The sequence below is a fragment of the Bacillus sp. V33-4 genome (genome assembly GCF_002860225.1).
Taxonomy (GTDB): Bacteria; Bacillota; Bacilli; order Bacillales; family Cytobacillaceae; genus Bacillus_BJ; species Bacillus_BJ canaveralius.
Window position 1 is genome coordinate 14787 of sequence record NZ_PGVC01000037.1, and the last position, 22545, is coordinate 37331.

18 protein-coding genes are annotated in these 22545 nt (G+C 41.8%); all 18 read right to left on the reverse strand.

The genetic code is table 11. The annotated features are described in order from the left end of the window. On the reverse strand, positions 1 to 978 hold the full coding sequence (iolC, locus tag CVD23_RS14110; protein WP_101579142.1) for a 5-dehydro-2-deoxygluconokinase: 978 nt from the start codon (positions 976 to 978) through the stop codon (positions 1 to 3). Positions 979 to 1005: 27 nt separating this feature from the next. Further along, positions 1006 to 1821 (reverse strand): 5-deoxy-glucuronate isomerase, encoded by an 816-nt coding sequence (iolB, locus tag CVD23_RS14115; protein ID WP_101579143.1) that lies wholly within the window; start codon positions 1819 to 1821, stop codon positions 1006 to 1008. 194 nt (positions 1822 to 2015) lie between these two features. Continuing rightward, a complete protein-coding gene (gene iolA / locus CVD23_RS14120) occupies positions 2016 to 3479 on the reverse strand; it encodes a methylmalonate-semialdehyde dehydrogenase (protein ID WP_101666376.1) in 1464 nt (487 codons plus the stop codon). 358 nt (positions 3480 to 3837) lie between these two features. Beyond that, complete coding sequence (locus CVD23_RS14125; protein ID WP_257988497.1) at positions 3838 to 4740, reverse strand: ABC transporter permease; 903 nt, start codon at positions 4738 to 4740, stop codon at positions 3838 to 3840. Between the two features lie 126 nt (positions 4741 to 4866). Beyond that, positions 4867 to 6366 carry a sugar ABC transporter ATP-binding protein gene (locus CVD23_RS14130; protein ID WP_101666378.1) on the reverse strand — a complete coding sequence of 500 codons (1500 nt, stop codon included), beginning with the start codon at positions 6364 to 6366 and terminating at the stop codon, positions 4867 to 4869. A gap of 111 nt (positions 6367 to 6477) precedes the next feature. Further along, a complete protein-coding gene (locus CVD23_RS14135) occupies positions 6478 to 7443 on the reverse strand; it encodes a sugar ABC transporter substrate-binding protein (protein WP_101579147.1) in 966 nt (321 codons plus the stop codon). 26 nt (positions 7444 to 7469) lie between these two features. Continuing rightward, a complete protein-coding gene (locus CVD23_RS14140) occupies positions 7470 to 8495 on the reverse strand; it encodes a Gfo/Idh/MocA family oxidoreductase (RefSeq protein WP_101579148.1) in 1026 nt (341 codons plus the stop codon). A 664-nt stretch (positions 8496 to 9159) separates the two neighbouring features. Continuing rightward, positions 9160 to 9345 (reverse strand): hypothetical protein, encoded by a 186-nt coding sequence (locus CVD23_RS21665; RefSeq protein WP_101579233.1) that lies wholly within the window; start codon positions 9343 to 9345, stop codon positions 9160 to 9162. Positions 9346 to 9365: 20 nt separating this feature from the next. Then, positions 9366 to 10388: a dipeptidase gene (locus CVD23_RS14145; RefSeq protein WP_101666379.1), complete on the reverse strand. Its 1023-nt coding sequence runs from the start codon at positions 10386 to 10388 to the stop codon at positions 9366 to 9368. A gap of 67 nt (positions 10389 to 10455) precedes the next feature. Continuing rightward, entirely contained in the window at positions 10456 to 12036 is a 1581-nt protein-coding gene (locus tag CVD23_RS14150) for a hydantoinase/oxoprolinase N-terminal domain-containing protein (protein ID WP_101579231.1), read from the reverse strand. Continuing rightward, positions 12036 to 13133: a DUF917 domain-containing protein gene (locus tag CVD23_RS14155; RefSeq protein WP_101666380.1), complete on the reverse strand. Its 1098-nt coding sequence runs from the start codon at positions 13131 to 13133 to the stop codon at positions 12036 to 12038. Before CVD23_RS14155 ends, CVD23_RS14150 begins: the two co-directional genes overlap by 1 nt. Before the next feature lie 28 nt (positions 13134 to 13161). Then, positions 13162 to 14481, reverse strand: a complete 1320-nt coding sequence (locus CVD23_RS14160) for a purine-cytosine permease family protein (RefSeq protein WP_101666381.1) — start codon at positions 14479 to 14481, stop codon at positions 13162 to 13164. Positions 14482 to 14639: 158 nt separating this feature from the next. Next, a complete protein-coding gene (locus CVD23_RS14165; protein ID WP_101579228.1) occupies positions 14640 to 15362 on the reverse strand; it encodes an aspartate/glutamate racemase family protein in 723 nt (240 codons plus the stop codon). Positions 15363 to 15436: 74 nt separating this feature from the next. Continuing rightward, the gene (locus tag CVD23_RS14170) at positions 15437 to 17002 is read right to left on the reverse strand and encodes a hydantoinase/oxoprolinase N-terminal domain-containing protein (protein WP_101579227.1); all 1566 of its coding nucleotides are present in this window, start codon (positions 17000 to 17002) and stop codon (positions 15437 to 15439) included. After that, positions 16986 to 18095: a DUF917 domain-containing protein gene (locus CVD23_RS14175; protein WP_101666382.1), complete on the reverse strand. Its 1110-nt coding sequence runs from the start codon at positions 18093 to 18095 to the stop codon at positions 16986 to 16988. The genes CVD23_RS14170 and CVD23_RS14175 overlap by 17 nt, the downstream gene beginning before the upstream one ends. 224 nt (positions 18096 to 18319) lie before the next feature. Continuing rightward, positions 18320 to 20059: a sigma-54 interaction domain-containing protein gene (locus CVD23_RS22730; protein ID WP_180955667.1), complete on the reverse strand. Its 1740-nt coding sequence runs from the start codon at positions 20057 to 20059 to the stop codon at positions 18320 to 18322. Between the two features lie 475 nt (positions 20060 to 20534). Further along, entirely contained in the window at positions 20535 to 21302 is a 768-nt protein-coding gene (locus CVD23_RS14185) for an NAD-dependent protein deacylase (RefSeq protein WP_101666384.1), read from the reverse strand. Between the two features lie 369 nt (positions 21303 to 21671). Then, on the reverse strand, positions 21672 to 22538 hold the full coding sequence (locus CVD23_RS14190; protein ID WP_101579223.1) for an adenylyltransferase/cytidyltransferase family protein: 867 nt from the start codon (positions 22536 to 22538) through the stop codon (positions 21672 to 21674). Between the last annotated feature and the right edge of the window lie 7 nt (positions 22539 to 22545).

The following is a 22545-nucleotide window of genomic DNA, read 5'->3' on the forward strand; positions in this document are numbered from 1 at the left end:
TTAAGATCTTTCAGCGATTAATTGCTCGATTTCTTCGACAGTCGGCATCGCTTCTGAAGAACTATGCTTGCTTACAACAATGGAGGCTGATGCACTGCCGTATTTTAAAGCGGTTGCAATTTCTTCGCCGCTGATCAAGGCATATAAGAAAGCTGAAGCGTAGGAATCCCCTGCACCGAAGGTTTTCAATACTTTTGTCGGATACGCTTGGCCTGTGAATTTTTCTCCTGTTTTTGTATAGGCATATGAACCTTCGACACCATGTTTAATAACAAGCAGTTCAGGCGAATGTTTAAACAAATAGCTGATCGTTTCTTCGTTGTTTCCTTCTTTTAAGTTTTCGAGCACATCGTATTCATCACGGGTGCCAATCACCATATGTGCCTGCTCGGCAACCAATGAATAATAAACAGCTGTTTCATCAGGAGAATTCCATGAATACGGGCGGTAATCCAATTCAAAAACAACTTTCACATCATTTTTCCTGGCCAGGCTGACAGCTTTCAAGACCGCTTCCCGGGACGGGCTCTTTGACAAGGCTGTTCCTGAGACAAGCAGGATTTTTGCTTTTTTTATGTAGTTCTCATGAACCTCGGAAGGTGCAAGATAAAGGTCGGCTACGTTCTCGCGGTACATGAGGATACTGCACTCTTCCGGGCTCTTAATCTCTGTAAATGCCAATCCTGTTTTATGTCCTTTTTTATCAAGGACAAGACCGGATGTATCGATTCCCACACCACGCATATATTGTTCGATAAAGCGTCCATGCTGGTCATCGGAAATTTTGCCGATGAAGCCGGCTTTTAAGCCTAATTTGGAGCTGCCAATTGCAATATTGGCAGGCGAACCTCCCACATATTTTGTAAATGTCATCGTTTCTTCCATTGGACGGTTATACTCCGCAGCATTTAAATCGATACATGCACGGCCAATCGCAATAATGTCAAACTCTCTTTCAGTACTGAATTCATATTTCATTCCCGGTAACAGCTCCTTGCCTTTTTGTTAACGCTTTAATATCCATTCATGATCCGGATCATTATAAAACTTCCAAATGCGTGTCGGCCCTGCCATGACATTCAAATAATAGGATGTATAACCGTCCGGCACGCCAACTGGATGATAACCGGCCGGAACGAGTACGACATCACCATTTTCAACCGTCATTGTTTCATCAAGGGAACGGTCATCAGTATAGACTCGCTGGAAGACAAAGCCCTGCTGCGGATTCATTTCATGATAATAGGATTCTTCCAAAAATGACTCGTCAGGCAAGCTGTCACGATCATGCTTATGAGGAGGATAGCTCGACCAGTTTCCGCTCTCCGTGTATACTTCAACGACGAGCAAGCTGTTGGCAGATGGATCCGAATCGGGCAAAATATTGTGCACTAAACGTTTATTGTTGAGGATTCCTCTATGTTCGATGCCATTATCCGAAGCTTTTATCAGTTTTGTAGGCAGTTGTTTTTTAGAAGGCGAATAGCATAATGCCACGCGGGCCTGACTTACGCCCTCGATTTCAAAACGGCGGTCATTTGAAACGTATACACTGTCTGTCGGGATTTTCTCGAATACGCTATCGCGGGTACCAAGATTTTCAAAAGTTTCTTCATGATCGGTTACATTGATTTTTCCAGTTAGGGCGACGATGCAACATTCTTGTTTCCCTAGTGATTCTGAAAATTTTGCACCAGGAGCTAAATCTATCATTTTAAATCCAACATATTCTAATGGAGAAGTTTCTGCGGTTACTTCCTGAACAATAGTGACTCCTTGAAAAATTTCGTTTTTTTCTGGTTTTCGGAGCAATTTACTCATATGTACCTCCTTATTGCCACGCTGGAATCCCGGTTCTTGGCGGTTTTATAGATTCGGGCTAATCCTTCTTATAAAATGGCCCCATCTATTATCTGCTAAATAAAATGGGGCCGGTTACTCGAACTTCCAATCACGAATTTCATAGTTAAATCTATTAATCTAACGGAAATCTTGAAGTACTGAGAAAAATATTTCTATTCAAATTTAGGTGCTGTGTAGCGTGCTGTGACAACTTTTTTACGAGTATAGAAATCAACACTGTCTTTTCCGTTCGCATGCAATGTACCATAGAAGGACGATTTCCATCCGGAGAATGGGAAGAATGCCATCGGTGCCGGAACACCAAGATTAACCCCTAACATACCTGCATCAATATTTTCACGGAAGTAGCGGATCGATGAAGCATTTGTTGTAAAGATACATGCACCATTTGCAAATTCTGATTTATTCGTAGTTTCAACAGCTTCTTTTAAATTCTTGACGCGCATGATTGATAATACAGGAGCAAATATTTCATCTTTCCAGATAGTCATATCGGTTGTGACATCATCGAATATGGTAGGTCCAATGTAAAACCCTTCATCCAATGAACGTTCTCGGCCGTCACATACAATCGTTGCTCCTTCTTCAATTCCTTTTTCGATATAGCTGATGGTACGTTGCTGATTTTCTTCCCTGATGACTGGACCGAGCAATACACCGTCATCAAGGCCATTGCCCATTTTAATGTTTGCCGTTCTCTCTTTCAGCCTGGCTAAAAACTCATCGGCAATTCCCTCTTCCACTGTTACAACCGAGCACGCCATACAACGTTCACCTGCTGAGCCGAACGCTGAAGCAATAATGTCGGTGATCGTCTGATCGAGATCAGCATCATTTAAGACGATTGTGTGGTTTTTAGCGCCTGTTAATGCCTGGACGCGTTTCAAGTTCTCGCTGCCTCGTTTAAACACGTATTCACCAACAGGCTTGGAGCCTACAAACGAAATCGCTTTCACTTCAGGGTGATCCAATATTCCGTTCACGACGTCATGTGCGCCATGAACTACGTTAAACACACCGTTTGGAAGTCCTGCTTCAGTAAATAATTCTACTAACTTTTCTGTTAACAGCGGCGTTCGTTCGGATGGTTTTAAAACAAACGTGTTGCCGAGTGCAATCGCCATCGGGAACATCCAGCATGGCACCATCATTGGAAAATTGAACGGTGCAATTCCACCAACAACGCCAATTGGATAGCGGTAATTTGTCGCTTCGACATCTGTAGCAATTGAAGCTAGCGAATCCCCCATCATTAAAGAAGGGGCTCCTGCTGCAAATTCAACATTTTCAATTCCACGCTGGACTTCACCCAATGCCTCAGTCAGGCTTTTTCCATTTTCCATTGTGATGATGTGGGCCAATTCTTCTTTATGCTTTGTAAGTAATTGTTGATAGTTAAATAGAATTCTTGCACGGCGTGGCACGGCAATCTTTTGCCAAGCTTGAAAAGCATTCGCTGCTACTTCAATCGCGTGATCAACATCCTCTTTCGTTGATATTGGTACGAATGCAATGACTTCCTTCGTCGCCGGGTTGTAAACTTCCTCGTATCGAGTAGTGCTGCTTTCAACCCATTCACCATTTATGTAATTTTTCATTCTTGTCACATCAGACATGGTCTTCCTCCTTAGAATGATTTTTTAAAATCCGTTTAGCGAACTTTATCAATTGTATGCTTCAGGCACCCCCATTCTGTATTAATTTGTTATGTTTTGATTAACTTTTGATAATGTGTTAATTACATTCTAGTATTAAAAACGCTTTCAGTCAATTGGTTTTTACTTTTTTTTCTGAATTTTTACTTTTATAGTTTTATTAGTTTTGTTGAAGTGTTTTTAATTGCTTCCTTTATAGCAATCTGTTCTTTTTTAAGCGGCCGGTGCGGAGCATAATAATCATTAAAACACCACCGTTGTTAACACGTGAACGGTGGTGTTCGTGTTTTGATAAGGGGCCAGAACATTGGCTACTACATTAAGCCTTTTTATTTTTACGGGAATCGATTAACACAGCGATGACGATGATCGCGCCCTTTAAGATTTGCTGCCAGTATGAAGATACATTGAGCAGGTCAAGACCGTTATTCATAACGCCAATAATTAATGCTCCGATGATTGTGCCGCCAATCGTACCGATTCCGCCTGTCAGGCTCGTTCCTCCGATAACCGCGGCTGCAATCGCATCCAATTCGTACATCGTTCCGGCTGTAGGCTGCCCCGATGCAATCCGGGATGTTAAGACGATCCCGGCAACCGATGAAAGCAGTCCTGCATAGCCATAGATCAAAATCTTGTATTTTACGACATTGACACCTGCGATGATTGCAGCCTGTTCATTGCCACCAATGGCATAAACATATTTTCCAAATTTCGTATGATTAAGAAGCATATAAGAGATGATCCCGACAAATGCGAAAATAAAGATTGGCACGGGGATACCAAGCAAAGTACCCTGGCCGATGAAAGTAAACGTTGGAGAAAGGTTCCCAATCGGCCGGCCGTCACTGAATAGCAAGGCGGCTCCTCTTGCAGCCGTCATCATTCCGAGTGTCACGATAAACGGGGCAATTTTTCCTTTCGCGATGATTGTTCCATTAATAACCCCTGCAAGAAGACCGATGCCAAGACCAATGAAAATTGCAACCACAAGCGGATAACTATTGGGCTGTGCGAAGGTCGCAACCATGACCGACACTAGGGCGATAACCGACCCGGATGATAAATCAATTCCTGTTGTGATAATGACCATCGTTACGCCGATGGCGACAATGCCGATAATCGACATCTGCCTTACGATATTGAGCAAATTGCCTGATGTGAAAAAAGTCGGCGAGAGAATCGACATAAGGACGACTAAGGCGATTAGAATCAGCAGCATCCCATATTTGCCCAGAAAATGGGATGCTTTTTCTTTTTGAAGCTTTCTGTAGTGCGTGTGTGTATCGATTTGTTCAGTTATCTTAATGTCTCTTTGCATTCATGATTACCTCCAGACCATCTTAGTCTAATTGTTGACCAGTTCCCGGGTCGCGAGCTCCATAATCTTTTCCTGGCTCGCTTCTTCCCGCGACAACTCTCCCATGATTCGGCCTTCCTGCATGACGATAATCCGGTCACTTAAACCCAGAATTTCAGGAAGCTCTGATGAGATAACGACAATCGCTTTTCCTTTGTTCGCTAGCTCAAAGATCAAATTGTAGATTTCTGTTTTGGCCCCAACATCGATTCCCCTTGTCGGTTCATCAAGGAATAAAATCTCCGGATCGTGGAGCAGCCATCTGGCAATCAGCGCTTTCTGCTGATTCCCCCCGCTTAAATTATTTATCCTTTGTTGAAGATTGGGAGTTTTAATTTTGAGCCGGTTATGCTGCTTCTTGCAGTCTGTTGCAATTTTCTTTTTGTCGAGAAACGGACCCTTTATATAACGGTCAATATTGACGGTAATCATATTGTCCTCAACCGACAGGGGCAGGAATAATCCCGACAGCTTTCTGTCTTCTGTCAATAAACCCATGCCACTTGCAATCGCGTCACGCGGAGACCGGATGGCGACTTTTTTTCCATGTATTTCAATGTACCCGGAATCTGCGGCATGCACACCGAAGATGCTTTCAAGCACTTCTGTCCGCCCCGAACCCATCAGTCCGGCAATTCCGACAATCTCCCCTTTTTTGACCTCAAATGAAATATCTTTAATCTTATTCTGTTTGGACAAGTGTTTAACTGATAAGGCAACATCACTGATTTCAGCAGGAACCTTATTGAAAACTTGATTCAACTCCCTGCCGACCATCATTTGAATAAGCTCTTCTCTTGAAAGATTCTTACTATGCTTTGTTCCGACATATTTTCCGTCCCTGAACACGGTAAATTCATCTGTAATCATTTCGAGCTCATCCATTTTGTGAGTGATATAAATAATTGAAACTCCATCTTTTTTCAGAGATTTAATCATTTTAAACAAGTGGTGAACTTCTTTTTCCGAAATCGCCGAGGTCGGTTCATCCATAATAATTAGCTTTGAATTGTACGAAATCGCCTTGGCAATTTCGACCATTTGCGTATTGGCAATGCTCAATTCTTCCATCTTTGCTCTCGGGTTAATATCCATTTCGAGACGCTCAAATAATTTTTTCGTATTTTCTACCAGTTTCTTTTGTTTCACCCACCCTGCAATGCTGGGCTCCCTGCCAAGAAAGATGTTTTCGGCTACGGTCATTTGCGGCACAGGACTTAGTTCCTGATGGATCATTGAAATGCCTTTGTCGAGTGCATTCTTTACATTGGCGAGGTGAAGCTCTTCTCCATCGAACTTGATTACCCCCTGGTCTGGAGTATAGATACCGATCAATATCTTCATGAGAGTCGACTTTCCTGCACCATTTTCACCCATTAAGGCATGGACGGTTCCTCTTTCCACATGGAGTTGTACGGAATCAAGAGCCTTTACACCAGGAAATTCTTTTGTAACATTGTCCATTTGCAAAATATAGTTTTCACTCATGCACACACCTCTTTTCCCTATATTTTGGGCGTTCATCAGAAAAGGTCTGACTGATTAACCTTCTATTTGATCAGTCAACCAGCCATGCTTATCCATGTTAATTTACGGTTTTTACTCCCATTTCTTGATGTACTCGTCAACATTATCCTCGGTAACAAGTTCATAAGGAATCCAGTTGAATTTCTCGACCTTTTCGCCTTTTGCAGCCTTGATCGCTGTTTCAAGCCCGCCTTTCCCCTGTCCCCGGGCATCCTGGAATACAGTCACTTTCAGTTTTCCGGATTTAACAAAATCAAGAGCATCAGGAGTAGCGTCAATACCCGCAACAACTACATCCTCCAGCTTACCGGCATCCTCCAAAGCCATAATTGCGCCGATTGCCATTTCATCATTATTAGAGACGATCGCGTTAATCTCCTTTCCTGACTGCAGCCAGTTTTCTGCCAGAGTCATTCCCTTTGCCCGGTCAAACTCAGCAGTTCCATTGAGGACAATTTTCATATCCTTATTTTTCTCGACCACGTCCTTATTGCCCTGTGTTCTCTTGATTTGAGCATCATGGCCCATGACCCCGTCCATGATCGCCACATTCCCTTTGCCACCCAACAGCTTTGCCACTTCTTCCATTTGCATCGTCCCTGCCTTCAGCGAGTCAGATCCGACGTATGCTGTAGCAGCATCGACCTCTTCATACTGCCGGTTAACAATGACGATTGGAATATCTTCGCTATTCGCGCGGTCAACGATATTTGGTGCGGAAACGGTGTCAACAGGAATCATCATGATCGCATCGACGTCCTGCGAAATAAAATTTTCAACTTGTGAAAGCTGCTTATTGGCATCGTTCATCGCATCGACATAAATGACTTCAACATCTTTTTGTGAACTTGCATATTCCTTCATTCCATCCTGAAGATAACTGAGCCATTTATCGTCAAAATCCGGCAGAGCTGCACCAATTACGATCTTGCCATCCTTGCTTGAGCCATCTTTGGAGGCTGCTTCCTGCCCGCACCCTGCCAGAAAAACACTAAGCATCAACATTAAAATCAAGCTAACAAAATACCCCTTTTTCATTTCCTTACTTCCCCCTTATTAGTTATTTATGACTTAACAGCGATGTTCTGATTGTTAAGATAAACTGTTGTTCCGGAATCAAATGCTTCTGTTGCGGCAATCGCAATTTCAAGATTGATTTTGCCGTCAAACTCGGTGACTTTAGGCCTGTTACCCGTCCGGATACAATCCGCGAAATCGACGAGTTCAAGCCGGTATGCATCATGGAATCGGGTTTGAAAATCAGGGATGATCTCATAATTGGAACCTTTAGAGTTTAAGAGAGTGATATTTTGATTTCTCAGTGTTCCAATAAAAATCGATCCCTCTGTTCCGATAACTTCGGTACGGATATCGTGCCCGTATGGAGAATTGCGGCTGGCTTCAATATCGCCCGCCGCCCCCGATTCGAATTCAATATAGGAAATAGCTTGATCGACATCATTGTATTTTTCCATAAATCCATTCCTCAGTACTTTTCCCTGTGCGGAAACGGAGATGATTTCCGAATTCATTAAATATCGTGCAATGTCGTAGTCGTGAATCGAGACATCTAAAAACATTCGCCCGCTGTGCTTGATGAACTCTTCTGGCGGAGAACCGGCATCACGGGTGATTCCTTTAAAGTAAATTGGTTCTCCGATATCGCCTGCTACAATTCTCTTTTTTGCCTCCGCATAAGCAGGATCAAATCTTCTCATGAACCCGACCTGGCACATAACATTGTGCTCGCTTATCGTATTGATTATTTCTTGAGCTTCCGTGAGGTTTTGCGTGAGCGGCTTCTCAACAAAAATTTGCTTGCCTGCTTTTGCAGCTTGTTTAATCAGGTTAGCGTGCGTACTGGTGGGCGTAACAATTACTACTGCATCGATCTCTGAATCCTCAAAAACTTCCTGAGGACTCCGGGTACAATTTGGCAATCCAAATTCCTGGGCAACTTCGGCTGCACGTCCTTTCATCGGATCGCAAACCGTAATTAATTCAGCCCCGCTGATTTGGTGGGTCGCGAGATTTTTCGCATGATGATAGCCTAGTCGTCCAAGTCCTAAAACAGCACATCTTACTGTCATTGTTTCAACCCCCTTGTTTTTAGTAAGCGCTTACTTTTTAGAGCAAATTACTGAGCAGTTTAACTGCGAATCAAATCTGTAAATAAATAGTTGTCGTAATGTTCAGAAGGAATCTGGTATTTTCGGTCGAATAAATATTTTAGATTTAAGTTTCTTAATTTCACAAATTTAAAGGTTATCAACATTTGGAGTTTTGTAGTTTCTAGTTGCAAGTTGTTATTGTGTAACGCGCGGCTGTCGATTTGTTGATGTTATTAAGGTCCTCATTTGAGTTGTGCTTTCAATCAATCCACTGCTTATGTAATGTTTCTAGTTGGGACATGTTGTTCCTGTGATTGAAAGATTTAATCGATACCTTATCAATATTTGTTAAGATCAGACACCCCCATTTGTTTATTTTTGTTATCTTTTGGTTAAGTTTTGATAATATCATAAACACATTTTAGTATTAAAAGCGCTTTCAGTCAATTCATTTTTTTATTTTTTCTGAAATTTCTAGTTTTCCTTGATTTAATTGATAAAGAACAAGTCCACGATAACTGCTCTCTTTTGCAAGTAAGTAAAATCATGGTCCGGAAATTTGAAAAACTAAATTAAAGGTCGCAATCTGAAACCAACAAAAAACGCAAAGTCTATAGTAGCCTCTGCGAAATTTAAATCTATTTCAATTTAATACCTCAATTTCAATTTCATATGTCCTTCCAGTCACTTCCTTGACTGTAAAGAAAACCTCTTGCCGATACCGTTCTTCAAGCCAATCCTGCTGATATTCATGTTTGCAGAAGACAATGACAACAACATCATCCTGCAGCATTGCGGAGTGTTTCACATGAGTAAAATAATTAGTCAATATTCCACAGTCACCGAGAATTAAAATATTCTTAAAAAATTGCCGCCCAGAATTTTTTTCAAGTCTTCATCTTTGTAGCCCCTATTAATCAAGCCTTCTATTAATTTGGGAAGATTTTGATGCCCTTCTATTACGTCAAAGGGTTTACGCGGCATACTGGCTAAGTCATCTGCTGACACATATTTGAAGAAATCGTCACACAGGTCCAGCCCGATGCCGACATGGTCAATTCCAACAAGATTAACAATATGCTCAATATGATTAATATAATGCTCAAGAGTGCTGTATTCATCATTTGATGCAACAACAATACTAACTGCGTTGACCCCTATTACCCCGCCGGTTGAGGCAATGGCTTTGATTTGTTCATCTGTTAAATTGCGCATTGTATTGGACAGGACCCTTGAATTTGAGTGGGAAGCAATGATTGGCTTCTTTGAAATATCCACAACATCCCAAAATCCTTCATCATTTAAGTGGGAAACATCGATCGTGATACCAAGTTTTTCGGCCTCTTCAATCAACTGGACACCAAAGTGGGAAATCCCTCCCTTTCTACCTTCGCGAACAGGGCTGAAATGGCTGCCTTCCCCGACCGCGTTCCTTCTGCTCCAAACCAAGCCGCAGTTTCTGACACCCAATTCAAAGAACACTCTTAATAAGCTTAAATCTGTCCCTATTGGTTCCACTCCCTCGAGAGAGAGTAGAAACCCAATTTTCCCGGATTGTTGAGCAGCAATCATGTCCTCGCTATTCCGGCAAATCATCAATTTATCTGGAGACTCCTGTATTTCTTCATATATGGCACTTACTTGATTGAGCGCTTTCCGCAGTGCCATTTCAGGCAGGAAAGCACTATCAATGAAAATGGCTGCAATAATGATATTGACGCCACCTTCTTTAAAACGTGAAAAATAATCTGCTTCAATCACCTTTTTTCTGCCTTTCTCCCTTTGAATGGAGACGTCCATTAATAAATCAAAGTGCGCGTCAATGATCAATGTTTTATTTTTGATTTCTTCTATGCAAGTTCTTGTGCTCATATTGTGTACCTCCCTTGTATTAGAAAAAGCTCTAGATTATACTAGAGCTTTTTGAATTCAGCTTGTATCACACCAGTTCAGTCACATCAACCTGGGCTAAATCACCGGCTGCTTTCACACGAATACGAGTGGCATTGCCAGGCATGTAGGCAAGGGGAACGTCTTCTATGTCCACGATGATGATGCTGTCTGGATCAGCACCGGCATTGATTGCTTCAGACACCGCTTTTTCCTTGGCCAGCTCTAATGCTTTTTCTCTGCCGATTTCAGCTAGTGCATAGACTTTTTCAATTTGTCCACTTACTTGGGAGATGGCTGCGCCGATCGCATTGGCTACTCCTGAATGCTGAGGGCGAATCACTTCTGATGCTCCATTTAATTTTTCCGGGAGCAAGATGCCGCCGCCGCCAACGAGAATGACTGGTACAGGAGCTGCGCTGGTTTTCATCTTATCAATGGCTTCTTCGACTAGATCTACCATTTTATCATAAACTTTATTTAATAATTCCTTATCAAGATGGGCCACTTTTGAAGGGTCACCAAGCTCTACTTTTCCAAGGGCCACAGCAACATCTGTCGTTGTTAAAGTGTCCCCTCCAAAAATCAAGGCCTTTTCAGGCAAACGATAACCGACACTGTCTGGTCCAACCGTAAATTCCCCATTATCCTTGATCCGGATGATCGTACCCCCACCAAGTCCGATGGAAATAAGGTCAGGCATCCGGAAGTTTGTCCGCGCTCCGCCAATCTCAACCGCTAAAGAAGATTCTCTTGGGAACGATTGAACTAGCACACCAATATCGGACGTAGTTCCACCGACATCGACAACGATCGCATCCGAGAAATCACTCAAGTACGATGCGCCGCGCAATGAGTTCGTTGGTCCGCAGGCGATTGTGAAAATTGGGTATTTGACCGCATATTCTACAGACATTAATGTACCATCATTTTGTCCGAAAAAGACTCTCGCTTCAATCCCTTCATTTTTCAAAGCATTGATAAATCCGTCAGCTGCCGTTTTAGCCACATTTACAACAGCTGCATTGAGGATCGTAGCATTTTCCCTTTCCAGTAATCCGACTGAACCGATTTCGGACGATAAAGAAACCGAAATGTCGTCTCCAAGTACTTCTTTCAAAATTTCACTTGCTCGTTGTTCATGCTTTTGCGATACGGGAGAAAAAACGGAAGTTATCGCAATTGAATCGACTTTCCCTTTGATTTCTTTGGCAATCCGATATAAATGTTCTTCATCTAATTCAACAATTTCCCGTCCGTCGAATTCATGGCCTCCACGGATAAGGTAGACATATTTACCGAGTGCCGCGCGGAGGTCGTCAGGCACACCTATCAGTGGTTTGACTGCCAAAGTGGCTGGAGCACCAATGCGGATTGCAGCAATATTATTCAGCCTTTTTCTTTCCACGATTGCGTTGGTGCAATGGGTGGTTCCAAGCATCGCATATTTGATTTGCTCTCTCGGAACATTTGCATCATTGATGATTTTTTTCATCGCTGTATAAATACCAGTCGCTACATCTTCTGTCGTCGGTGATTTCGTCTCCGAAATGACTGTATTATTTTCATCTAATAGCACTGCATCTGTATGAGTGCCCCCGACATCAATTCCAATACGATAAACGCCCATTATGCTGTCACTCCTTTTTTTACAAGTTCCTCCAACGGAACATAATCAACATCATAGCCAAAGTATTTTGGACCAACTGTTTCAAGGCCCTTCTCTGTTCTCCATTTTGGATGGCAAGGCATTCCGATGACCACGCATCTGGCGCCATAACTGATTCCTTCCGTTGTGATTGGCAGGCCAGTTTCCGCATCAAGCACAGCAATTAAATCTGGTGTAACACAAAGGAGGCGCTGATCGGTTGTCTGGGCGAGCAAATGCTCATTTTGGAACCTGACCTCGAGCGTCTCTCCTTTGTACTCATTGATACCCTCGAATGTCGCCACGCCTCTGGCAAAACCAGTCTCAGTTTTCCGGTTGATATCGCTGACTTTGCCGCGGAACAACTCAAATCCGTTTGCCTTTTTCAGGACTTCTTTAATCGGGTCAGCATTGTTTTGCTTCGCAAGCCTGATCGATTTGCCAATCTCTTCTTCAAGCTTAAGGATATTGCTGATTCCGCTTTCCTTTAAGTTTTTTCCGGTCATTGGATAAATGGCAATCATGGATGACCCGCCCATTTCAATGGTAGCTGCACGAGCAATTCTCTCAGTCCAGACATTATTGATGGTAGAAAGCAATGAAGTATTCCCTTTCTCATCCGCCAGAACCATCGGCGTTGCTGCGATCCCATCCAAATAGAAAGTGACCATTTGCAATTCGGGAAACGCCCGGCCCATTCCATCGACATCGACGACTGGCAAGCCAAGCTTTGCAGCAAGGGCAAGGGGAAGCATCGAATTTAATCCGCCTGCTTCTATTGGCATCGTTGCGAAAATTTCCTTACCCAAATAAGCTTCGAGATTTTTAAAAGCAGCTGTGGCTTCCTCTCCGCCTGGTGCTTTTTCAAGCATAACCGTCGGTGCTCCCATCATCGCGGAAGGGACGACTAAGGCGTCATCCGGCACTTCATTCACATCCAGCAGCGTAATTTCCCCGTATTCTTCGATAGCTTGAAGGGCCATAAGCTTGCCAATGTAAGGGTCACCTCCACCGCCTGTTCCCAGTAGGGCAGCACCAACCGCGATATCTTCGATTTCTTGTTTTCCTAGTTTTCTCATTTTTTATGTCCTCCAATTTTGCTATAGATTACGATACAACAGTACTTTTTACCTCATTTTTGCTTCTGATCGCTTTTACAGCTAAAACACCTGCGTAATAGATAACTCCGCTTATCAGGAGTGAATTAATCGATGGTATGCCAAAAGTAATAAAATAACCGCCTGCAAATCCCGCCATCCAGGCCACAAGTGTAACAGGATTCAATCTTTCAGGCTCGCCTGGCAAGGTTCCATTCTTCCTGCTCTCATCAAGTGCTGTTCGATACGTTTTTAATATAAAATAATCAACAACCATGATCCCGGCAATCGGCGGAATCATAATTCCAAGTAAAACAAGGAAGTCGACAAACCGGTCAAGGATCCCCAGAATGGATAGCACAGTGCCAATTACTCCAATGACAAGAGTCACGATACCACGATTTAGCTTGACCTTAAAAACGGAGTCAATGATATTCGTAAAGCCCAGGGAAGAAGAATATAAATTCAGGTTATTGATTTTAACGGTTGAAAAAACAACGACTGCCGCACCAAGCCAGCCGGATGTTTGCAGCATGATACTGACAACATCGCTCGTTTTTGCAGCGTGGGCCATCAACACAGCAACCATACCGACACCCATCTCACCAACAATAGTACCAATCGTGGTCATCCAGAAAACATCTTTCCCGTTTCGGGCAAACCTGCTGAAGTCAGGAGTAATGACAGCACCGATCATGAAACCACCGGCGACCATTGTTGCACCTACTCCAAGTGACATTGTCTCACCCGGAGGCTGAGTACTCATTAAACCGCTGATCGAATGATCACTAAGAACCTGATAGATTCCGAATCCTACCACCAATAAAAAGGCGGGTACGGCCACTTTCGCAGTCATACTTAACAGCTTGAATCCGAAGATAACTAATACTGTTACGCCCATGCCAGTTATTGCGGCGGCAACGGGAAGGGTCAATCTCCCATCAGTCGCCTCGACTAATCCATTGGCAAAAACAGAGTTCTGCACCCCAAACCAGCCTATTGTACAAATGGCAATGACCGTGCCGATGATGCTGGAACCGTATCGGCCGAATCCAGTCCAGCGCGACAATAAACTCGTAGAAAGACCTTCCTTTGCACCCGCATAACCGATAAGAAAACTGATAACCTGTAAAATGACACTTCCAAAGAACATCGCCCAAAACGCCTGCCAAAAAGTCATTCCGTAACCTAACGCAGCACCGAGCATAAATTGCGACAGGGTGGCAAGAGCGCCTACCCGGACAAGCATGATGTCCCACATTGGCAATCTCGCTGATTTCGGAACTCTGGACAGAGAATAATCATCTCCTAATTTCTTTGTCTCTTCCATTACATCCAACCTCCTATTACAATGATTAATTTCCCCAATCCTCTGCCTTCAAAAGACGGATTTTGTCCAACCCTGAACGCTCAAAGCGGCAAGACAAAATCCAATGGCGATTTTTGGAACTTTCCGACAATTAAACATATAAAAAGATTTTTAACAAATTAAGCTTTGATCCGCTCTTTTGAAGGCGGCGTCATGTAAGTCAGCCGGCTCTGTTTTACGCCCATAGCGATCAAACTTTCCAGCAATTTTGTTGCCGCGAATACCGGGTCAATGACCGGAACCTCGTACCCGTTTTGCTTCAGGCGTTGTTGTAGTTCTGCTGCAACACCCATGAATCCGGTACAGCCCAGCACTAGGGCGTGCGCGCCATCTTGCTCGATTGCTTTGATCATTTCTTCATACAGTCCGTTTTTTAGCCGATCCTTATCATGAACTTCCAGTACAGGAATATTTACATATCGGACGGATGCCAAATTACCGTTGACCCCTAATGTTTTGCTGATATTTTCAATCATAGGGACTACATTCGGCAGCACTGTCACGACAGAAAATGATTTAGCCAATGAGCTTGCGAACAGCATTGAGGATTCACAAGCACCCACAACCGGAATGTCCAGAATTTCTCTTGCTGGCTTTACTCCCGGGTCACCGAAGCAGTCGCTGATCACCCCGTCGTATCCCTCTTCCTCTGCCTCTTTAGCTTTTTCCAGGAAATTAGGTACACAAAGTGCTTCATCATATTCGCTTTCAACAGATGCAGGGCCATAATCGAGACTTGTCACTCCAACTTCCGTTGTTTCAGATGCATAAAATTTAACTTCTTCCAGAATTTCCTCATTAAAAATATCAGATGTGATTGGCATAATTACTTTGATTTTCATTTACTTGCACTCCTTTTAATTAGTGGAATTATGCGATAAATGTTCAGTGATAATTAAATGACCGCCTTGCCTCCTCAAGGAATAAACTCCAATTCTCCTAAAGCCTTTAAACGGATTCTCAATACCTCCCCTTTCAAATAATCAAAGGGGAATTCTTCTATAGATACCACCTGAATTGTGTCCCTTGTTGCTCCCTTCCTCAGTAGCTGTTGAATGAGTTGTTCCTTTTCCTCATCGATAATTTCCTGCTTCGTCTTATCTCTAAGCCAGAACACTTTATCCACCTGAGCACTAAGAGGTGCGAAACAGGCTCCAACTGCATTGCATATATGAAATCCGACAGGATGGAACACTTTTTGGTATTTTCCAAATAGCCTATTCACAAGCAGGGAACTGCCTCCACCAACTAAAACAATCGAAAGAGCTTCATTGCTCTGCTGAAGCCTCGCTATCTTTTTCTTGATTTCACGTGTTACTGTGTTAATCACTTTTTGACAGTCATCTTCGGACAGTTTTGCTAATCCCGTAAGTGTTATTTTTTTATCTGAAAAAGAATCTGGATAAACCTTAAGGAAAGAATCGGTCAATGTCCACGTGTTACCGCCCCATGATATCCCATGTTGTTCAATATCGCTGGCGATTGTGTCTTTTATCCGGACAGATTCATCTTCGATTGAAATCAGACTGCCTCCGCCATAAGGCAGGGAATACATTTTCGGAACCCGCATATTAACGGCTATGCCCAGAATAGAAGTTGAACCTATCGATACTTCCGGCTGGCTGTTCAGGATCTTTCCGATATCAATTGTACTTCCGCCAACATCGACGACGATACAGCGGTCCAAGCCGCTCAAGATACTGGCCCCTCTGAGACTATTGGTAACCCCAGATCCTATTGTTAAGATAGGGTAATCGATCGCTTCCTGGATTTCCATCAACGAGCCGTCATTTTGAGTCAGCCAGCACGGGCATTCTAGTGAAAGCTTCCTGAAAACGGTCGATAAATCAAGCATTGCCTGACGGATAACCTTCGAAACAATGGCATTTAAAAGAGTCGCGTTTTCCCTTTCTATGAAACCAGTACTTCCAATTTTATGTGACATTGTAATTGGAATCTCAGGGAAAGATTCTTTAATGTAATTCCTGAGCTCAAGTTCTTCACTTGCATATAAAGGCGAATAAGCCCCGACGATACAGATTGATTCAATATTCATTTCTTTCAAATCGCGGAATAACTGCTTGAAAGCATCTGAATTCGTCGTTGAACGGCTATTCGTTTTGCCTGTGTAATCATATGAGCTCTCGAAGTGATAGACCTTAGCTAAATATTTTTTCAAACCATCCGGCCATTCTACAGCAGGCTCAATCAACGATGGATGTTTGATAATCCGGATTAACGCCGTGTTCGAGAGATTCACGAGATGATAGAGTGCATTAAGCACATGCGTCGTACCAACGAAAATACCATCAATTTGTTGAGGCCGGATATTCGCTTCCTTCAATACTTCCTTTGCGGCCAGCTCAATTCCAGTAATAATATCTTTCGTGGTCAAATGCTTTGACCACGAAAGAAGCTTACCATCATTCCGGACAATAACTGCATCTGTATTTGTTCCTCCAACATCAATACCTAGTTTCATAATCAAATTCTCCAGGAAGAGATTTATAGGAAACGGCTAAATCAAAATTCCCAGGACCAACAAGCTCAAGCATTTCTTTTGTGCGAAGGATATTCGGAGCCTGCACTGCGAATACGATGACAGAATGTCCAGCCTGTATTTCAGAAACATTGTACGGGAGCAAATTTTCCTCATTTAATACAAGGATAAGATCGGGTGTTGTACAAACATACTGTTCTTCTTCTTTTATCGAAATGAACTCATTCTTGAATTCTATTTCAATCCTTTTATTTGAAGATGAAAATCGGCCCTCCACTATAAGCCTCCCTACCAATGATCCTTTTTCAAACCAGCGGTTAACCCCGGAAACGACGCCACTGATGACCAGATTAGGTTTGCCGTAGATCGAGTTTTCGAATACGGCGCTGATCTCTTCGATTTTTTGGCTCTTCAGTGTATCTTTTTTGACGGCAACTCCTAACCGATGAATCAACTTTAATGATCCTGGAATCATTGATGTCTTTATTTTTCTAGCATTAGCTGCGAAACAAAGTAAATGGGCAAACCCTTCGTTTCTGACCATAAAATCCTTTGCCAGTTCTGTTGTACTTTGGATGGTGTCCACATCCTCAATAAACATATTTTCATCATCTGTTTGCAGGACTAATGGTGCTACCGGAATACCTGATAAATGAAAAGTTGTCATCGATAACTCGGGGTAGGCCCTTCCCATTCCATCTCCATCAACAACAGGCAAATTCTTCAGAACAGCCGTTACTAAAGGAGTTAAGGCATTCACTCCACCAATTTCTATCGGGATAAGTGCATCGACTTTTGTTCCATGAGTCGATTCGTACACTTCTAGAACTTGCACTCCCTCTCGCCCGCTTGGGATGTGTTCATCATATAAAATAGTCGATCCCATAATACCAACCGCTACAACCCGTTCATCCACTAAGTCAGAAATGGTCTTTACAACTATTGCATCCTCATCGCTCATAATAGACATCAATAAATTCTGTACCGTTTTGGTATTACCGCCTCCCCCACAAGATAAAATTTTTGCACCAATTGCTAATAACGGTATGTCCTGCTTTTTAATCTGCCATGACATAGTTGGGTACTCCTTTCTCTTATACAATGCAAGAACTGTGCCAAAAAAAGAAACCCAATCAAGCCTGTGCTGGATGGGAATAACAAGATTTTAATTTTAGTGAATTATGAGAATTTTATAATAATGATAAAGCTAAGAATGTCCTATAAGGTCTAATAATAAAATGTTTTCTCATTTTTTCTCACGTTTTCTCAATTTATCATTTTTTCTCAAAAATCTAATGATTATTTAATATTGAATTTGCTAAGCCTTCTATACAAAGTAGGCAAGCTGATATTCAGGTGATTTGCCACCTTCTTTTTAGCACCAGTATCCCTGCCATACAGATCCAATAATTCAATAATCAGTTCTTTTTCATCTTGTTGGATGGTTCCTTTAGCTGGCATTATTATGCTTTTTTTCATTTCCATTTTTTTATCCTTCACATATAAATCCCTTAAATAAGCTGGCAGGCTTTTCATGGTCACCAGGTCACCAATCTCTAATTGGACAAAATGATGGACAACATTCTGTAATTCCCTTATATTACCCGACCATTGATACTCAAGTAAGAGTTCGTATACATCATTTGATAGTCTCTTAGGTGAGCGGAATAGCTCCTTGGAGAATTTTTTCATGAAATAATCAACCAGAATCGGAATATCTTCTGTTCTTTCTCTTAAAGGAGGAATCGTAATGGGAATGACATTTAGACGATAATATAAATCTTCCCTGAATTCACCCTTCCATACAAGCTCTTCAAGATTACGATGAGTAGCTGTGATAATCCTTACATCAACCGGAGTGCTTTTTGTATCTCCCACGCGCTCAATTTTTCTTTCCTGAACAACCCTTAATAATTTTGCTTGTAAATGCAGTGACAAATCTCCGATTTCATCAAGAAAGATCGTCCCGCCATTCGCCAATTCAAATCTGCCAGGCTTGTCGCCGCTTGAACCAGTGAAGGCTCCTTTTACATGTCCAAAAAGCTCACTTTCCAGTAAAGCTTCAGGAATGGCAGCACAATTCAATGCGATAAAAGCTCCGTTTTTCCGGTGGCTTGCTTGATGGATTGATTGTGCAAATACTTCCTTCCCAGTGCCGCTCTCACCTCTCAATAAAATAGAGGCATCGCTTGGTGCAACCCGCTTCGCCATATCAACAACCGTTTGAATCGAATCACTTGTGCCTTTCACATCATTGAAGGTGTAAAGGACCCTTTGTTCTCTCATTTTCTTTTTTGAATCCTGGATAAGTGTCAACTGAATAAGAAATGAAACAATGATCCCGCTTGAATATAGTGGTTTAACTTTAGCCAAATATTCTTCCTGTTTATTTTCAGAAGTTGCAATAGAAATTTTATAATCCTGTTGTTTCTTCGCGTTCTTCACAGCAAGCCAGTCGGAATCGGGCATAATTTCGTTTATGTTTCCGCCCAGTAAAACCGTCTTACTTTTTCTAAAATGCTTGCTGACACTATTGCTCAAGTGATGAATGGTTCCATCCTGGCCAACTAATAAAATGGGATCTTCAATAAAAGTGAATAATCCATTCATTTCTTCCAAGATCGAGGTGTTTTCCTGTTTTAACTCGTCATTTTCAATTTTACTGCCTATCCATTGACAGCAAAAATCAAGTTGAACTTCAATATTATCCAAGTTTCTCTTTAGCCAGTCTCCCTGACCATCCAAGGGAGTTACCAACAAAACTCCGATTACTTTTTTGTTTTTGGTTATAGATCTTATAATAATCGTTTCAACAAAACACTCATCTTTCAGAGAACATGTAATGCAAGTATTTTGCTCTTCTTTATTTCGAATGAATACATCTATGCCGGTCTTTTTGATTTTATTAATGACCGGACACTTTTGTGGCAGCGTTTCAATACTTTTATCTTCCAGTATCATTTCAACCTTTACTGGAAATGAGTTAAACAGTTTATTGATGGTCGCACTTACTTCTTCCATATTTACTTGTATTAACAATAGCATCACCTCCAATAACAGTTTGATTTATTTTTGAACAGCGAATATATTTTATCCAACAACAATACAATCAAAGAACGGCAATTCCACAGCATTGGTTGAAAGAGATGCAAACCTGTTGACTCAGCTATTCTACTAATCAATGTCGTTTTTAACCAAGGTAAGATTGAACGAAGTTTTTACTTGATAAAATAACACATAATAACCACTAATACAATGTTCTTTCAAAATATTTATTATATTACAATAAAGATAGACTATCTCTATCATAGAAAACAAGGGACATGATTTATATCTTCCTTTAAAAACTGCCAGCAAGCACGACGCTAAACTCAAACATACAATTTCATTAAACATCGGCTCCCGAATAACGGGCAGCCGATGTTAGTGTTTTTATATTTATCCGATTATACTGGTTATAATAGCTATTTTGGGCAACAAGGAGCGCAAAATCATCTAGACTGTCATTTCATGTTTATAACCTTTCATCAATCCTTCTTAAGGTTTCACCAATAAAATCCTTAATCACATACGTATCTGGTTCAAAATCGTAAGATGTGTCCCCTTTATTAATAATGATTAATGGCATGCCTGTTTCCCTATATGCCGGGAATGTTGAGAACGGTGTAACCTTTAAACTCGTACCAAGGACTAAGACGCAGTCAGCCTCAGTGATGATGTCGATGATCGTATTAAATCCTTCGACTGTGAACCAATCACCTGTATCTCCGAACAAGACTACATCAGGTTTTATATACCGATCTTCTTTATCGTCAGTGGAACAGTGCTCACAAACATAAAAATCATCCATTTGATTATAGCGCTTGGCCATTTCCTCAGTTGAGTATTTATGACCGCAATTTAAGCAGGTTGCAGTCTCCATTGTTCCATGAAACTCAATAACGTTTTTACTCCCCGCTTTTTGATGGAGCCTGTCTATATTCTGAGTAATGATGTGCTTGACTCGCCCTTCATTTTCCCATTTTGCAAGAATCTCATGGCCTTTGTTAGGAGAGCTATCCGGATGGTAAAGATTCTCGAAGGCAAATTGATAGAAATCTTTTGGATTTTCATAAAAGTAGTCCAACGAAAGTATGTATTCAGGTGCCATTTTATAGATCCCCGTTCGTGACCGGAAATCCTTAATTCCTGATTCCGTACTGATACCAGCACCGGTTAGCACGACAATGTTCTTTGATTTTCTAATTATGTTTGCACATTCTTCAATCGTGTTGTTTCCCATTAAATACACTCCTAAGAACGGTTTTCATTATTTTATATTTTTTAAAATGAAAGGGTGCACTTAATAATATACGCTTTTTTTATGAGCTCTACTCATTAACTGCCTGGGAGTTGTGGGAAATGGTTGCCATGAGATCGCGACTCAACCACAGGAGTCTTCACCAAATTAAAAGTAGGTGGCCCAATTAGACTCTGGGACACCCACTTTTCGTATGAAGTGAACACAAATCCACAGTTTGGCCACTAACAGGACTGGCACCGTATAATCATCGTAGTTTGCTAGCATTTATGTTACAAGTAACTGGATTCGCGCTTTGTCCTTTGTCCCAATGTATGAATGACCCGTGAAGACCCCTGATATCACTAAAAGTCATGATCGTGAGGCTCCTTCTAAAATTTGTCGGTTTACTAAACTGGTTAAAAATCCGGATTGCAGACTTTTTACCCACTCAATGCGAACGGTTTGTTTATCCATTAATAAACTGTTGGTCATGGGAGAACGACTAAATTTCATTTGTTCCTTTGCGACTACAACCACTTGCTCCCATGTTTCTTTCCCGTTTGAAATAATTACTTCATAGACGCCTGGAGCAGGAAGGAGAAAATGAGGTTTCACTTTTATCTCAGCTGTGGTTTTATTTAATGATACTTCACCCTCTATTTGATAATGACTACCTAAATAACGAGGAATTATCTCCATTTTTCCCGAAAGAATTGTTCTTCTTATTAAAGTAGAGCTTATCTTCTCCCCTTGAAACTCGACCTTCCCCACCTTTATTGCTCCAAGTAAACCGTTGGAGTCATCCTTCATTCGATCCATATGCCCCCGTCCGTCGCTTCCATATCTAAAGTCAAATCCTGCCACAACATTCTTCACTCCAAAGTCAAGGAGATATTTGTGCACAAATTGTTCGGGGGATAATGAAGCAAAATCGCGCTCAAATTCAACAATATAAAATTTCTCGACGCCCATTTCCTTTAGAATTTTCTGCTTTTCCGCTATTGGCATTAGGTACTGAAACTTTTTACTCCCTTTTTGGAGTACTTCCTTCGGATGTGGAAAAAAGCTCATACATCCTAGCAATACCTTCTTTTCCTCAGCTACTCTCTTCGCGATTTTAATCACTTGTTGATGCCCTAGATGGAGACCATCGAAAAAACCAAGCGCGATCACACAAGGCTCGCTGTTCGAAATATGGGTATCTCGGTTGCTGTTATTCACATAAATTACTTCCAAGTGGCCC

Excerpts from the sequence above, each read along its gene's own strand:
- CVD23_RS14170 (WP_101579227.1), bottom strand. The coding sequence starts at position 17,002 with ATGAAACTAGGTATTGATGTTGGAGGAACAAATACAGATGCAGTTATT.
- CVD23_RS14125 (WP_257988497.1), bottom strand. The coding sequence starts at position 4,740 with ATGCTGCTGATTCTAATCGCCTTAGTCGTCCTTATGTCGATTCTCTCG.
- iolA (WP_101666376.1), bottom strand. The coding sequence starts at position 3,479 with ATGTCTGATGTGACAAGAATGAAAAATTACATAAATGGTGAATGGGTT.
- iolB (WP_101579143.1), bottom strand. The coding sequence starts at position 1,821 with ATGAGTAAATTGCTCCGAAAACCAGAAAAAAACGAAATTTTTCAAGGA.
- CVD23_RS14130 (WP_101666378.1), bottom strand. The coding sequence starts at position 6,366 with ATGAGTGAAAACTATATTTTGCAAATGGACAATGTTACAAAAGAATTT.
- CVD23_RS14160 (WP_101666381.1), bottom strand. The coding sequence starts at position 14,481 with ATGGAAGAGACAAAGAAATTAGGAGATGATTATTCTCTGTCCAGAGTT.
- iolC (WP_101579142.1), bottom strand. The coding sequence starts at position 978 with ATGAAATATGAATTCAGTACTGAAAGAGAGTTTGACATTATTGCGATT.
- CVD23_RS14140 (WP_101579148.1), bottom strand. The coding sequence starts at position 8,495 with ATGACAGTAAGATGTGCTGTTTTAGGACTTGGACGACTAGGCTATCAT.
- CVD23_RS14185 (WP_101666384.1), bottom strand. The coding sequence starts at position 21,302 with ATGGGAAACAACACGATTGAAGAATGTGCAAACATAATTAGAAAATCA.
- CVD23_RS14155 (WP_101666380.1), bottom strand. The coding sequence starts at position 13,133 with ATGAGAAAACTAGGAAAACAAGAAATCGAAGATATCGCGGTTGGTGCT.
- CVD23_RS14150 (WP_101579231.1), bottom strand. The coding sequence starts at position 12,036 with ATGGGCGTTTATCGTATTGGAATTGATGTCGGGGGCACTCATACAGAT.
- CVD23_RS14135 (WP_101579147.1), bottom strand. The coding sequence starts at position 7,443 with ATGAAAAAGGGGTATTTTGTTAGCTTGATTTTAATGTTGATGCTTAGT.
- CVD23_RS14175 (WP_101666382.1), bottom strand. The coding sequence starts at position 18,095 with ATGTCATGGCAGATTAAAAAGCAGGACATACCGTTATTAGCAATTGGT.
- CVD23_RS14165 (WP_101579228.1), bottom strand. The coding sequence starts at position 15,362 with ATGAAAATCAAAGTAATTATGCCAATCACATCTGATATTTTTAATGAG.
- CVD23_RS14145 (WP_101666379.1), bottom strand. The coding sequence starts at position 10,388 with ATGAGCACAAGAACTTGCATAGAAGAAATCAAAAATAAAACATTGATC.